A 15049-nucleotide genomic window follows, 5' to 3' on the forward strand; every position below is an offset into this window, starting at 1 on the left:
TTATGCCTCTTCCAGTACAGGCTTTGTCTTAACATGCGGATCAAAGAAATGCGCATCGCCCATACCGGGTATGTATTGATTAGAAAGGAATGCACGGCAGCGGCTGATGAATGCCTGCGACACCGTATTCAGATTTGCATTTTTTGCAGTCGCCAAACCAATTTTCATCGGACGGTTGTCACCTGCAATACGTAAGCGGACGAGTCGCTTGCCGTCTAATGAATAATTATTTTTCGGGCGCACATTTAAAATGGTATAGCCCAGATTATTGGCTACCATCGAGCGCACAACATCCACATGGCGCGAAGTATGCGCCACCAACGGGCTTAACTTATGCTTACGGAACAATGAAATAAAGTAATCATTACTGAAAGGCATATCTAAAAGCACCATCGGCAGTTCTGCTAGTTCTTCTAAAGTCACCGCCACATTTTTTGCTAAAGGATGTGCTTCACTGACCAAAACATGCGGTGGCAGCACGGCCAAAGGTTCGAAATTAATCAGGTCATGATCAATATTTAAATCATAAGTCAGTGCGACATCCAGCTCATTTCGTGCCAGCTGGCTCAACAAAATCTGCTGGTCATCCTCACTCAGCTCTAAAGTGACATTTTTATATAAATTGGCAAAACCATGAATGATTTCTGCATAGATCATGGGTGAAAATGCAGTAAAGCAGCCGAGCTTTAAGGGCCCACGGATAGAACCTGAAAAGTCAGCAGCCAAAGCATATAAGCTGCTCGCCTGACTTAAAATGAATTTGCATTCCTGCATGACTTTTTCGCCAATGCTAGTCAGCATTAAGCCTTTTGCATGTTGGCGAATAAACAGCTGTACTTGCAATTCAGATTCTATGTGGGCAATCGCCGCTGAAATAGAAGGTGAAGAAACGTGAATTTTTTCAGATGCAATAATAATGCTGCCGCTTTCAGCTGTCGCAACAAAATATTGCATTTGACGTAAAGAAATTCGATTTAACAATGCCGCGTCCTTTTCAGCGCAGGCTAAGCATTATTCATCGCCCGGTACACCATAGCTTGGAGAGCTGGATGGATCTAAAGCCCGTGCAACATAATCCTCAACTTGCGGTTCATACACTTTCCAAAGCTGATACAAGTCCTCAATTGGAGTTTCAGACCAATCAACCCGAAGATTAATCACAGGCCATTCCAGTTTATCGACCACTAGAATACCTGCTGAATGAACTGGGCCAGCTTCGCCGCCTGCATCTAAACCAGCTTGCAGTGCTATAAGCAAACGCTCTGCCAAACTACCGGATGCCTGATGAAAAGCGTCAACCATGGCCTGAGGAACATCTTCATTTGCAAGCAGATTTCCCGCACCAACAGCATGCTCTCCTACGCACTGAGAATGAACACCTAATGTATATTTGCCGCTAAATGCAGCAGGCTTTTCATCAAAATTTAAAACCGTCAGCTGTCGATACTCAATAAAGTCGGTATTTTTGACCAATTCAGCAATCGCATCGTCTGGCGCCAGATCATATTTGGTCATATCTAGCAAAATATTTGCCAAGTATGGATCTGTAATGTTCTGAGATGTTGCAACACCCACACCGGCCTTGGCTTGAATGCACCGCGATGCAACAGCTGGAGAAGAAGAGCTGATCGCTCCTCCAAATTGCCCCGTTTTATGACAGCGGGCAATAATTGAAAATGTCATAGGCTGCGTTCCTCCTTTTACTTAGTCAGGAATAACTGCAGTTGCATCAATTTCAACCAGCCATTCAGGGCGGGCAAGCGCCGAAACGACAATGCCTGTTGAAACTGGGAACACACCTTTCAGCCATTTACCAACGACACGGTAAACATCTTCACGGTAGCGCGGATCAATAATATAGATTGTGATTTTGCAAATATCTTCAAGTTCACCGCCGGCTTCTTCGAGCAGCATCTTAATGTTATACATGGCTTGTTCTGCTTGGCCCGCTGCATCGCCAATGCATACGCTTTCAGATGTATCTAGGTTTTGTCCAATTTGACCGCGTAAGAACACTGTGCTGCCGCGTGCAACAACCGCTTGGCATAAGTCATTATCTAAATTTTGTTCTGGGTAAGTTGCTTTTGTATTAAAAGTTCTAATGCGTGTATGTTTCATCTGAAGTGTCCTCTGTTTACTACAGTTTCAGTATGAATCAATCACTTGTGAAGGCAATTTCCCTTTTCCGTGTTAGTGCTTCAAGTTTTCCTTACTAGATATATTTTATTAATTAGCCATATAAGATGTATTTTTAATCTTGAATATTTTTATTTTATAAAATTGACCACTGCATGAAATTTTTATTTTTTTATGTGATACATGCAGTGATATAAGATGTAGTCTTTTAACTCGTAAAGAATTTATAAACTGGCAATAAAAAAGCCTTAAATCAATAAGATTTAAGGCTTTTTGAATTTTGGTGGAGATGGCGGGAGTTGAACCCGCGTCCGCCAGCACTACGCTCGAGAATACTACATGCTTAGATATCGTCTATTGATTTAGCTCTTTGTGACCCGACGAACAGGGTACAAATCGCGATCCTTTAAGATTTAGTATAAGACCCCAAGGCTTGATCTTATACGGACTTGTGTGCGTTCGCTTCAGTCGGGACCCCTAACCACAAGTATTCAGGGATGCGGACAAGCTGCCCTTAGGCAGCTAGAGCGTAAGTTTCGTCGTTTGCGACTAAAATATGCAAATTTGATTTACGAGAGAAAATGCGCTCTCGACATGCATCTATGAGTTTCATCACCAGCGTCGAAGCCAGAAACATCCCCAAAGTAGCGTCATCATAGCATAACTGCAAAAAATTGCGATGCAATTTCAAAACAATTACACATAGATCTGCGCTTAATTACATAATTGCGTTAATATTTTATTTTTCAAGACCGCAAAAGAAAAAGATATGAGCTATTTATTGGCACTCGATCAAGGAACGACTTCCAGTCGTGCGATCATTTTTAACGAACATGGACAAGTTCAAGCTACAGCTCAACGTGAAACCCATATTCAAACCCCACATTCGGGCTGGGTGGAGCAAGATGCTCAAGAAATTTGGAGTACCCAAATTGCTGTCGTGCAACAAGCGCTCGCTTCTGCTCGTATCCTTGCCAAAGATATCAAAGCCATTGGACTGACCAATCAACGTGAGACCACTGTGGTTTGGGATAAACGCACAGGTCAACCACTTGCTCCTGCAATTGTTTGGCAAGACCGTCGTGCAACCGAGTGGTGTGGGCAACTAACTCAACAAAACCTCAATGACCTCATTCACAAAAAGACCGGTTTACGTATCGACCCCTATTTTAGTGCTGGAAAATTGGTCTGGTTATTAGAACACATTCAAGGTCTACGTGAACTCGCTGAGCAAGGTCATTTGGCTTTCGGCACAATTGATAGTTGGTTGGTGTGGAATCTAACACAAGGTGCAGAGCACGTGATTGAAGCTAGCAATGCCTCACGAACCATGCTGATGAACTTACAGCAACAAGCTTGGGATGAAGAACTCTTAGAATTATTCGATATTCCTCTGTCGGTCCTTCCTAAAATCATTAGTTCAGATGAATATATTGCAGATACCGCGACAGGTTTACTTGGCGCAAACATTCCCATTACCGGCATTTTAGGTGATCAGCAATCTGCGTTATTTGGACAATCATGCTTTGACGCAGGAACAGCAAAAAATACCTATGGTACAGGCTGTTTCATGCTCTTCAACACCGGCACTGAAGTTCAATATAGCCACAATAAATTACTATCAACCCTTGCATGGCAAGCTCAAGGTCAAACCCATTATGCACTAGAAGGCAGTGTGTTTATGGCTGGCGCAATCGTGCAATGGCTAAGAGATGGTTTAGGGATTATTCAAAAAAGCAGTGATGTTGAAAAACTCGCATGCCAAGTGGAACATACCGATGGCGTGGTTTTGGTTCCAGCCTTTACTGGACTAGGTGCTCCGCATTGGGACAGTGATGCCCGCGCCCTCCTCTGTGGAATGTCACGAGGTACCAATAAATCCCACATAGCTCGTGCCGCCCTAGAGGCCATTGCCTTTCAAGTGTCTGATGTATTAACCGCCATGCAGTCCGACCTGTCTAGTCCACTTAAAGAACTCCGGGTCGATGGCGGTGCCAGTAGCAATGATATGCTGATGCAATTTCAGGCCGATATTTTAAATGTGCCTGTACTGCGTCCTAAACTTTTAGAATCAACTGCATGGGGTGCTGCCGCGATGGCTGGACTCAAAGCGGGTGTGTTTTCAAATCTCGATGAAATTGCTGCATCATGGCAATTAGAACGTGCTTTTGAACCAAAAATGAATGCTGATCAACGTGAATTTCATTTGGCTCAGTGGCAATCTGCACTCAAACGGGCGCGCTCGGACCTTTAATTTTTCTAATCCACGCAGTATGCAATAAAAAACCGCTCGAATGAGCGGTTTTTTATACTTGATGTTATTTAGTGTACATGACTGCCACCCACACCTGCTTTAGGTCGCGGACAGAGCCAAATGATCAGTGCAGCGAATATAAAGACACCCGCCAAGACTAAAAACACATGATTGGCTGAAAGCGTTAAGGCTTCTTTATCCACCAAACTGGAGATATATCCCAAAGCAGCTTCTGAACTCATTCCATTATTCACCAAGGTGTTTTGTACCTCAGTAACATGTAAATTACTGACCATTTCACTGCGTGCGACTTTGGTGTGATCATCCCAAATGGTTACTGCAATCGACGCTCCAATCGCCCCAGCCATGGTTCTTAAGAAGTTCATCAGACCTGCCGCAGATGCCATATCTTGTGGCAATACCGATGCCAAGGCCATATTGGACAAAGGAATAAAGAAAAATGGCACGGCAAAACCTTGTAATATTTGCGGCAAAGCCAAAGCCATAAAGTCTGCATCCGTTGTCCAAAAGGCGCGCATAAGGGTTACACCACCCAAGATACTTAAACCAAAACTCGCCAAAGCACGTTGATCGTATTTGGTTGCAAGCTTCGCAACAATTGGCGACATGGTCAAACTACCGACGCCCATCGTTGCAGTGAGATAACCTGCCCACGTTGCGGTATAGCCCAAGTTGATTTGTAACCACTGCGGAATCAGGACAATACTGCCAAAGAAGGCACCAAAACCAAAGGCCAAAGCCAAGACAGAAATGGTAAAACTTCGGTACTTAAACAGCAGTATATTTACCACAGGATGCCGCTCAGTCAGCTCCCAAATCGTGAAAATAATCAGCCCAACAAATGCCGTCAGTGCCAGTACTACAATAAATGGATTATTAAACCAATCTCGTTCATGGCCTAAGTCCAACATCAATTGCAAGGCACCGATCCACAACACCAACAGCAGCAAACCACCGCGGTCAATTTTCAATTTCTGTGTTGGAGTTTCAGCCGTTTTTAGTAAGCGCATCGCTGCGATAGCACAACCGATCCCGACAGGAATATTGATAAAGAAAATCCAATGCCAAGATAAATTATCACTGATCGTACCACCCAAAATTGGACCTAAAATGGGGCCAACCACAGTGGTCATTGCCCACATCCCCATGGCTTGCGATTGCTTTTCAGGAGGAAAAATGCGCATTAACAACGTTTGGCTCAGTGGCATAATCGGGCCACCAAACAAGCCTTGCCCAATTCGGCAAAACACTAACATTTCCAAACTGGTCGATAAACCACACAGTATTGAAAATACCGTAAAGCCAAACAAGCTGATCACAAAAACTCGTACAGAACCAAAGCGCCCAGCGAGCCAACCGGTTAATGGCACACAAATCGCTTCTGCCACGGCATAGGAAGTAATGACCCATGTCCCTTGGGATGCCGATACTGCAAGGCTACCGGTAATATGCGGCACTGATACATTGGCAATGGTCATGTCGAGCACAACCATAAAGTTTGCCAATGCCAAGACCAAGGCAGCGAGAATCAGACGACCACCTTTCAGGTCAGTCATTTGCATTTGCTGATTCATAGGCAATTACTTCGATTTCAGGTCAATCGTCGCTTCCATAGACAGCCCCACACGGAGTGGGTGTTCTGCCAACTCTTTTGGATCTAAACGTATCCTCACAGGTAAACGCTGAACCACTTTAATCCAGTTTCCTGTGGCATTTTGTGCAGGAATCAAAGCAAATGCTGAACCTGTGCCACCAGAAAAACCGGTCACTGTGCCATTAAATTTAACTTTATCGCCATACAGATCAGACGTCAGTTCAACTTTTTGACCCGCTTGCACCCCTGCCAATTGACTTTCTTTAAAGTTAGCATCGACATATAACTGAGAGACTGGAACTACCATCATTAATGACGTTCCCGGTGCAATGCGTTGCCCAACTTGAATATTGCGACGTGTCACCACACCATCAAAGGGTGCTTTGATTTGTGTACGTTCTAAGTCCAACTGAGCTTGTTGTAGACGTGCTTGCGCAACTAAAACATCTGGGGTTGAGTTTTCATTGCTGTCTTGAATTAATGCATCATTTGCGGCTTTATTACTTTGTGCCGCTTTTTGACTGGATTTGGCTTGAGCAAGTCCTGCTTGGGCCACATCAAAACTGGCTTTAGCGGTATTCACAGCACTTTGCGCTGTGCTTAATTCTTCTTTAGAAATCGCACCAGAAGCTGCCAATTGTTGACGACGTTGTAATTCATCTTGTGCTTTATTCAGATCGGCTTGTGCCTTCGCCACTTGTGCGCTTGCACTATGAATTGCATCATCACTGACAAAGATTTGCGAGTTTAAAGAACTACTATTCGCCGCAGTTTGTTTGTATTGGCGTTTCGCCTTGAGCAATTCAGCCTGTGCCTGAGCTAAGGCAATTTCAGCATCACGAGCATCAATGCGAACAAGCACATCGCCTTTTTTCACTTGCTGCGTATCACTCACCAAAACATCTGCCACTTGCCCCGTAACCATTGAGGTAATCGACGCTGTTTCTGCACCGACATAGGCATTATCGGTACTGACGGAATGATTTAGAAATATTGACCAAATCAAATACATCACCAAAGCAATCACGATCAATATAGCCACTATACCAAGGCTTTTTTTTCTGCGTGCTTTTAGTTCCTGATCGGTGGGCTGCTCTGTAGATGGAGTTTCTGGCAGGTTACTAACGGTATCTGTCATAGATTTGTCCTAAATCTAGCAGACTTGGTCATGGCATCATGAGCTTTGCAAAGCATGTCGACTTTGCTGTCAGATAATGGTGTCGTGAGAAAGTCTATCTTCTTCAATTTTCCGGCATTTTAAAGCTAAAAAATCATATTCTGAGAATAGAAAATGTAACTCGTCAGTCTTTTTTTCGTCGGCAACAGGATAAAATCATGCCCTGCTGCCAATACTGGACTTTATTTTTTCATCATTTTGAATGTGTTAACTTAAAAATGGCTTAATAGGCATACGATGCAATCGCTGTTGCAATCGCTTTACCTTCATCATTGATCATGGTCATACGCATGGTGCAGCCCTTACGACCTAAACGTAAGGTTTCAGCTCGTGCAACAAAATACTGCCCACGTCCCGGCGCCAAATAATCCACACGCATATCGACAGTGGCTAAGCGAGACACCTTTTTGCTGGTTTCAGCCATATCTTCTACAGACGCTTTTTTATATAGCTCTGCCATTGCAGAGATACCACCGATACTGTCGAGTAAGGTTGCCGCGACACCACCATGTAAAATTTGGAATGCGACATTTCCAATTAAATTACTGGCCATATCCACACGTGCTTCGATCTGACCATCAATCACCGTCATTTTCATGGCATTGTGTACAAAAAATGGGGAGCTGTTAAATGCTTGAGCAATGTTATTTAATAAAGTATCGATTTCAATCTTCGAGTTTAGGTCAATATTACCGGTCCAACTCTTATTTACATCTGTCATAGCCTACTCGAATCGCTGTCATTGAATAAAAAAATAATACGGGGTGCGCCAAACCCTCATTATGCGTCTACAATAGTCAAAGTTTAATACTGATCAATGAGATTGTTATGACCTATACGTTCAATCGTCCAGCTTTTCCTGCCACCCGCATGCGTCGCATTCGTAAAAATGACCAGCTTCGTGCCATGGTGCGTGAAACTCAACTGACGACTGATCATCTCATTTATCCAGTATTTGTGTTGCCAGGCCAGCAACAAACTCAAGACATTCCAAGCATGCCAAACGTACAACGTTTATCTGCTGACTTGTTACTAAAAAAGGCAGAACGTTTACTCGAATTGGGTGTTTCAAAATTAGCTTTGTTCCCCGTTACCCCACAGGAAGATAAAAGCCTAACGGCTGAAGCAGCTTGGCGTGAAGATGGCTTAGTCCAAAGCACCATCCGATTACTGAAAAAAGAACTGCCTGAAATGGTCTTAATCAGTGATGGTGCACTCGACCCATATACCACGCATGGTCAAGACGGCATTATCGATGACACAGGCTATGTGTTAAATGATGAAACTGTGGAATGCTTAATTAAGCAAGCACTCAGCCATGCTGAAGCAGGTGTAGATGTGGTTGCACCAAGTGACATGATGGATGGTCGTATCGGTGCAATCCGCCAAGCGCTTGAAGCCAATGGCCATATCTATACCAACATCATGGCCTATTCTGCAAAATATGCGTCTAGCTTCTATGGTCCATTCCGTGATGCGGTAGGTTCTTCAAGCAACCTCAAAGGTGGCAATAAATACAATTACCAAATGGACATCGGTAACCGTGCAGAAGCGCTACATGAAATCGCACTCGATATTCAAGAAGGCGCCGACATGGTGATTGTAAAACCAGGTATGCCATATTTAGATATCGTCCGTGAGGTCAAAGATAACTTCGGTGTTCCAACTTTTGTCTATCAAGTGAGTGGCGAATACGCCATGTTGGCAGGTGCCATTCAAAATGGTTGGTTGTCTGATAGCGTGATTATCGAATCGCTGATGAGTTGCCGCCGCGCAGGTGCAGATGGCATCTGGACTTACTTTGCTGAAGATGCAGCACTCATGCTGAAAGACATGAAATAATTCGCAAAGCCTTCCTGTAATGGTGACATTCAGGAAGGCTTTTTTATATCTGTAAAATTTTAAAAACAGTCATGGACGAAAAACTTCGGCGTTGCTGAAGTTTAGATCAAACTCATACATTCATTGGTTAAAAGAACATGAATATTGCCATTATTGGGGCGGGTGTTAGTGGTTTACTCACCGCATTGGAATTGGTTGAACGTGGTTGTACGGTGACAATTTTCGACCAACAACGCACAGGTTCCGCCGCATCATGGGCTGGCGGTGGCATCCTCTCCCCGATGTATCCTTGGCGCTATCCCAATGAAGTCAATGCGCTTGCACGTTATGGCAAGCAGAGCTACCAAAAATGGAATGAAAAATTAAAACCTATGACTGGGATTGATTTTGAAATTCATGAAACTGGCATGCTGATTTTTGATGAAGATGATTTTGAAATCGGCTTGGATTATGCCCGTTTGCATCAAGACCCTATGCAACAGGCGGATTATTTACAATCCGAGCAAATTGAGCAGATTAATCCTCACATTTCAGCACGCTTTGCACATGGCATTTATTTTTCGCAATTAGCCAACATCCGTAATCCGCGACTTTTGCAGTCATTAACGGCTTATTTACAGCAGCATCCCAAAGTTCAGATTTATGAACATTGCCCGATCCGCCAATTAAACCGTTCGGACAATCGTATCCAGTCCATCACCACCGCAGATGGCAAACAACATACAGCTGATCAATTCGTTATTGCCACGGGCGCTTGGTCAGCCGCATGGAGTGAACAACTAGACATTGAGATACCAGTACAACCCGTACAAGGACAAATGCTTCTCTTTAAAACCCCGCAGAATTGGTTACCGACCATGTGCATGAATAAAGTCATGTACTTAATTCCACGCCAAGATGGTCATGTTGTTTGCGGCTCAAGTATGCGCCAATGTGGCTTTGATACTCAGACCACAGATGCAACCTTGCGGCATATTCAAGAATCTTGCTTTGACATGGTGCCAGAGCTTGCCAACTTTCCAATTGTGAAGTCTTGGGCTGGCTTGCGTCCATCTTCCCCTGAAGGGATTCCGTATATTGGGCAGATGCCAAATTTCGACAATCTTTGGGCAAACTTTGGGCATTTTAGAAATGGTTTATGCATGGGACCAGCTTCAGCTCAGTTATTGGCTGAACTAATGACTGGGGAAACACCTTCATTCAATGCAGACAACTATAGTCCAACTCGCCTATTTCAAGATGCATTGTTAAGCGTCGAATAATGGTCAATACGTCAAATTCAACTAAGCCAATAAATCCTGTAAGGCTTCTTTTAACGTCGGAAATTTAAACTCAAAGCCTTGCTGTAATAATGCGGCCGGCTGAACCAGTTGACCATTTAAAATTAATTGCGATTGCTCACCCAATAAAATTTTAAAAACAATTGCAGGCACATTGAGCCATGGCTTTTTGGCTAATTGACGTGCTGCAATCTGCGCAAACTGAGCCTGCGTCGATTTTTCCGGTGCAACTAAATTATAAATATGCGGATCGATTGGCGTGGGTTCAAGCAATGCATGTTTTTTCTCTGCTTGTTTCATTAAAAACAGCATACTTCGGATCACATCTTGTATGTGTATCCACACAAATGGCTGCCGACCGGAACCTATTTTGTTGACCAAATTGAACTGAATAGGTCGCAACATTTGCGGTAAGATCCCACCACCTTCAGCCAAGACCACACCTAGTCGTGTGATGATGGTATTTTGTTCAGGAAATTGGCGTGTGACTTGCTCCCAACGTTGGCATAGCTCTGACATAAAAATGGCTTGTGGTGCAGCATTTTCATCGCACACCTTTGTCCATTGTTCTTCAATATCAATGCCATAGTAGCCAACAGCTGAACCTGAAATAATGCATTTCGGAAAAATTTTACGTTTACGTAAGTATTGATACAGTACTTCCGTGGTTTTGACCCGACTTTCTAATAATTGCTGTTTACGTGTTTCTGTCCAGCGCCCTTTCCCGATACTTTCACCTGCAAGATTAATCACATAATCAATTCGGTCATGAGGAATTTGATCGAGCTGCTGTACCCAAGTTAAATTTGGCGATTTAGAAATACGCCCAGCCTTACGACTGAGCCCAATCACTTTATAATCCGCAGCTAAAAGTGTCTTGATGAGATGTGTGCCAATAAAACCGCTGCCACCCGTCAGCAGTACTGTGGGCTGATGCATCATTTTTTTCTTATCTATATGAAATAATACTGTTATCTATAGAACAAGATCACCAGATGATCAAGCTTTATGCGCCAAACTTTTGAGCAGCCATCCGCTGTGCTTGCGGACCATAAAACCAATAGGTGATTAAATACAAAGGGATAGCCATCAGCAATAACATGATCACCATTAAACTCATAAACTGAGGATGTTGAACATAGAGCATTAAATTTTGCCAAATTTCAGGATCTTTCCTTGAAAAAATTGCGATACCCAAAAGTACAAAAGCAAAATTATATAACCAAAAAATCAGGCTAAAACCTAAGGTAAATTTTTTACGCTCTGCCTGTGTCGGTGCTCTCTGATTTTTATTTAAAAACCGAAATAAAACCACGATCATGGCAATCAGGTAGGGTACGACCGTTAAAATACCGCCTACACCCTGTGGCAATAATGCAGCGATCACACCGCAAATACAGGTCATGATTAAACAAATGAAAAAAAATAAGAAAAAATAACGTGTTAAAGACACCATAACCCTAACCCAAGAAGAAGTTGACACCTAGTATAAAAAAAAATGCATTTTTTTTCATTTTCATGTCAACCAATCTGTAAACGGCTACGTTATATAGGGTACAAGGTCTGTAGCAACCGATGATTTGGACGGCATCCACAATGTTTCGGTGACCTTTTTAAAAGCAATAAGCTTCATTTTGAATTTAAGTATGAACAGCAGCCATCACTTAAATTTGAAATCGATTTTTTGACCGACGATTTCATCATCACTCGAATCGTCGGTCTTTTATTTTGTGCCTCATGCATTAAGCAACGAATTTTATTTTTATATTCTACACCCAAAAAAAATCAGCCGATAAAAATATCGACTGATTGAAAACTTGATGTGACTTTAAAATAAGTCACAAGAGCAAATCCATGTTATGCAGCACAGTAGCGATTACGCCCCTGTCTTTTCGCTACATAGAGGTTTTTATCGACCTGATCCAAAAATTCCATTCGATTATCTAGATCTGATGGAATAATGGTTTTTACCCCCATGCTAAGTGTGACGAGTTCTGACACCGCAGAGGCTTTATGCGGTAATCGTGCAGCACGCACGGCATCCATAATTCTATCGGCCATCATTGCTGCTGCTGCCTCATTGGTCTCTGGTAAAATCCAAGCAAATTCCTCGCCACCAAAACGCGCGACTAAATCACGAGGTCGTGTACAACAAGATTCCAAACTTTTGGCAATTTGACGCAGACAGGTATCCCCAATCACATGACCATTCAAGTCATTGTATTGCTTAAAATAATCCAAATCGATCAGAATTAAACTCAGCGGCTTTTGCGTGCGTATGGCGTTCAACCATTCCCGTAGGTAAAAGTCATCAAACAAACGGCGATTGGCAATACCGGTTAAGCCATCTTTATATGAGTATTCTTCGAGCTGACGCTGCAATTTTTGTAGCTGTTCTTCTTGTTTTTTGCGTTCGGAAATATCAAACATAAAGCCAACAAGACAATCTACATCACCGTTTGGTTTACGCACGACATGTACAACATCTCGTATCCAAAGAAATGAACCATCTTCTTTAAGTGCACGATAATCTGCTTCATGATCTATACCTGCCATCGACTGCGCGACACAAGTATTCACGACACGATCTCGATCTTCCTCATGCATACGCTCGGCCCAGTCTTGCACTGTACGCCAAGTATTTTGCTTCCAACCGAGTAACTTTTCAATTTGCGGTCCAATATAACTGAATGTTTTACTGTCCCAATCAATACACCAAGGAATGGCTAATGTAGACTCTAATAAAGTCTTATACACCATACTATTTGCAAGTTTTTCTTCATCAAAAGGATTATTTGGCATGTTGCATCTCCTGCTACCCCAAATGCAGGTAATACACCTGCTGTACAACAATTGATCTATATACAAGATCAGAGCGACATTTTATATTCCTAGTTCTTGGTATTTTTTAGCCTAATTTCAAATCTCTGCTATTTGAAATGTGCAATCCATCAAAGAAAGAGTAATAACAATGAACCAGCTCTGCTATTTTGAAATTCAAAGTTCCGATCCAAAGCGTGAAGTAGCCTTTTATTCTGCAGTTTTCGGTTGGACATTTACCCCAGTCGAAGGGCTGCCAATTCAGTACTTCCGTATTGAAACCCAAGGCATTCATGGTGGCCTGTTAGAACGCCCTGCTCAGATTCCACCGACGCACTGCGGCACCAATGCATTTACCTGTAGTTTTGAAGTTGAAAATTTCGACCAAATCTCTGAGAAAATTTTGGCGCAAAGTGGTCAAATTGCCATGGAAAAATTTGCGATCCCCGGTCAATGTTGGCAAGGCTATTTCTTAGACCCAGACCACAATACCTTTGGCCTTGTGCAAGTCGATCCAAATGCACAGTAAACACTTGGTTTTTGATTGGGGAGCTTCTACCTGTCGAGAACGACTTAGTTTGACGTATGAATGATTAATCGCCCTCGAAAACATGACCATCTGTGATACTTTAGAGCCCAATCAATATTTTGATTTTTGGGGCTTGCATGACTGTTCGTTTTTTTCATACTTCTGATTGGCATTTAGGACAATTTTTCTATAACCATTCGCGTGACTACGAACATGAACAGTTTCTCAATTGGCTGCTTGAACAAATAGCACAAAAACAGCCACATGCCCTGCTCATTGCAGGCGATGTTTTTGATGTCATCAATCCCGCTTCCAGAGCGCAAAAACAGTTGTATCAGTTTCTAGCGGATGCGCATGAACGTGCCCCACACATGCAAACCCTGATGATCGCAGGCAACCATGACTCAGGTTACCGTATTGAGCAAGTTGAACCATTATTAGAAAAATACCATGCCAAAGCAGTTGGCGTGGTCCATAAAAATAGCGAAGGTCAGCTCGATTTAGACCGACTGCTGCTACCAATTTATGATGAACAAAAAAATATCGTGGCATGGTGTCTGACTTTACCTTTTTTACGTGCTGCCGAGATCACCGGTTTCAATGATCAAACCACCAATAGTCAAAATGCCATTGCCTATGTACATCAACAATTAATTGCTGAAGCCAAATCTCGTAAAACCTCAGATCAAGCCTTAATTTTAATGTCACATGCCCACATGCAAGGCGGTGAAACGTCGGATTCAGAGCGCCCGATTATTATTGGCAATGAAGAAGCGCTTTCAACTGCACTGTTTGATGATGTGATTGACTATGTTGCGCTCGGGCATTTGCATAAACCGCAAAAAGTCGGACAGGCTCATATCCGTTATAGCGGCTCACCGATTCCCCTGTCCTTTAGTGAAATCAATTATAAGCATCAAGTGCTTGAGATCAGCATTGACCCGACTCAAAGCGATGAATCACGCTTACAAATGGAGTCCTTAGCGATTCCGCGCAGCGTACATTTGCATCGCATCAAAGGCAGCATTGCGGAGGTTTTAACTCAGTTATCCGCTTTGGCAAGCGGTGAAATTGAAGATATTGATCAGCGTGAATATGTCGAAATTGAATATCATACTGACACTCCGCCTGCACCGAATTTACGACAGCAATTTGAAGAGGCTTTAGCACCGAACCGTTATCGTTTGGTGCGTATCAGCCGCCGTTATTTAAATTCAGATCAAAATAATCAGCAGCAAGCCGCAATCAACCTTGATCCGCCTACGCCTGAAAAATTATTCCAAAACCTTTGGGAAAAACAAGGTTACGGTGCTGATGACACCGTAATGAAAGATTTTTTAAGTTTGGTCGATGAAGCTCAAAAATCACTTGAAGATGATGCGAAAGCTTAAGGAAT

14 protein-coding genes and 1 other RNA gene are annotated in these 15049 nt (G+C 42.9%); 5 read left to right on the top strand and 10 right to left on the bottom strand.

The window, feature by feature from the left end; genetic code table 11:
• From B1202_RS07840 to ssrA, 4 genes are all read right to left on the bottom strand, one after another.
• The gene (locus B1202_RS07840; RefSeq protein ID WP_078190010.1) at positions 1 to 981 is read right to left on the bottom strand and encodes a LysR family transcriptional regulator; all 981 of its coding nucleotides are present in this window, start codon (positions 979 to 981) and stop codon (positions 1 to 3) included.
• Positions 982 to 1011: 30 nt separating this feature from the next.
• Complete coding sequence (locus tag B1202_RS07845) at positions 1012 to 1683, bottom strand: DUF1028 domain-containing protein (RefSeq protein ID WP_078190011.1); 672 nt, start codon at positions 1681 to 1683, stop codon at positions 1012 to 1014.
• A gap of 21 nt (positions 1684 to 1704) precedes the next feature.
• Complete coding sequence (locus tag B1202_RS07850) at positions 1705 to 2118, bottom strand: RidA family protein (protein ID WP_078190012.1); 414 nt, start codon at positions 2116 to 2118, stop codon at positions 1705 to 1707.
• Between the two features lie 299 nt (positions 2119 to 2417).
• Positions 2418 to 2777: a transfer-messenger RNA gene (gene ssrA, locus B1202_RS07855) on the bottom strand.
• A gap of 128 nt (positions 2778 to 2905) precedes the next feature.
• Between ssrA and glpK the strand changes: the two genes are divergently transcribed.
• Positions 2906 to 4390, top strand: a complete 1485-nt coding sequence (gene glpK / locus B1202_RS07860; RefSeq protein ID WP_078190013.1) for a glycerol kinase GlpK — start codon at positions 2906 to 2908, stop codon at positions 4388 to 4390.
• Positions 4391 to 4458: 68 nt separating this feature from the next.
• On the opposite strand, the gene B1202_RS07865 is transcribed toward glpK, so the two are convergent.
• The 3 genes from B1202_RS07865 to B1202_RS07875 all read right to left on the bottom strand — a co-directional run bounded on the left by B1202_RS07865 (position 4459) and on the right by B1202_RS07875 (position 7903).
• Complete coding sequence (locus tag B1202_RS07865) at positions 4459 to 5985, bottom strand: DHA2 family efflux MFS transporter permease subunit (protein ID WP_078190014.1); 1527 nt, start codon at positions 5983 to 5985, stop codon at positions 4459 to 4461.
• A gap of 6 nt (positions 5986 to 5991) precedes the next feature.
• On the bottom strand, positions 5992 to 7143 hold the full coding sequence (locus tag B1202_RS07870; protein WP_078190015.1) for an efflux RND transporter periplasmic adaptor subunit: 1152 nt from the start codon (positions 7141 to 7143) through the stop codon (positions 5992 to 5994).
• 262 nt (positions 7144 to 7405) lie between these two features.
• On the bottom strand, positions 7406 to 7903 hold the full coding sequence (locus B1202_RS07875; protein WP_078190016.1) for a thioesterase family protein: 498 nt from the start codon (positions 7901 to 7903) through the stop codon (positions 7406 to 7408).
• 107 nt (positions 7904 to 8010) lie between these two features.
• On the opposite strand from B1202_RS07875, the gene hemB reads away from it, so the two are divergent.
• Both hemB and thiO read left to right on the top strand, forming a co-directional pair.
• Complete coding sequence (hemB, locus tag B1202_RS07880) at positions 8011 to 9024, top strand: porphobilinogen synthase (RefSeq protein ID WP_078190017.1); 1014 nt, start codon at positions 8011 to 8013, stop codon at positions 9022 to 9024.
• Positions 9025 to 9161: 137 nt separating this feature from the next.
• Positions 9162 to 10286, top strand: a complete 1125-nt coding sequence (thiO, locus tag B1202_RS07885) for a glycine oxidase ThiO (RefSeq protein WP_078190018.1) — start codon at positions 9162 to 9164, stop codon at positions 10284 to 10286.
• A gap of 21 nt (positions 10287 to 10307) precedes the next feature.
• Here the strand turns inward: thiO and B1202_RS07890 are convergent, their stop codons facing one another.
• The 3 genes from B1202_RS07890 to B1202_RS07900 form a co-directional block, all read right to left on the bottom strand.
• Positions 10308 to 11243 (bottom strand): TIGR01777 family oxidoreductase, encoded by a 936-nt coding sequence (locus tag B1202_RS07890; RefSeq protein WP_078190019.1) that lies wholly within the window; start codon positions 11241 to 11243, stop codon positions 10308 to 10310.
• A gap of 67 nt (positions 11244 to 11310) precedes the next feature.
• A complete protein-coding gene (locus tag B1202_RS07895) occupies positions 11311 to 11760 on the bottom strand; it encodes an ABZJ_00895 family protein (protein ID WP_078190020.1) in 450 nt (149 codons plus the stop codon).
• A gap of 401 nt (positions 11761 to 12161) precedes the next feature.
• Positions 12162 to 13106 (bottom strand): diguanylate cyclase, encoded by a 945-nt coding sequence (locus tag B1202_RS07900; protein ID WP_078190021.1) that lies wholly within the window; start codon positions 13104 to 13106, stop codon positions 12162 to 12164.
• 169 nt (positions 13107 to 13275) lie between these two features.
• Here B1202_RS07900 and B1202_RS07905 point away from each other — a divergent pair, with 169 nt between their 5' ends.
• Together B1202_RS07905 and B1202_RS07910 are read left to right on the top strand one after the other, a co-directional pair.
• Positions 13276 to 13653 carry a VOC family protein gene (locus B1202_RS07905; RefSeq protein WP_078190022.1) on the top strand — a complete coding sequence of 126 codons (378 nt, stop codon included), beginning with the start codon at positions 13276 to 13278 and terminating at the stop codon, positions 13651 to 13653.
• Positions 13654 to 13790: 137 nt separating this feature from the next.
• Positions 13791 to 15044, top strand: coding sequence for an exonuclease SbcCD subunit D C-terminal domain-containing protein (locus tag B1202_RS07910; protein ID WP_078190023.1), 1254 nt, complete (start codon positions 13791 to 13793; stop codon positions 15042 to 15044).
• Positions 15045 to 15049: the final 5 nt, after the last annotated feature.

The sequence above is a fragment of the Acinetobacter amyesii genome, assembly GCF_002018365.1.
Taxonomy (GTDB): Bacteria; Pseudomonadota; Gammaproteobacteria; order Pseudomonadales; family Moraxellaceae; genus Acinetobacter; species Acinetobacter amyesii.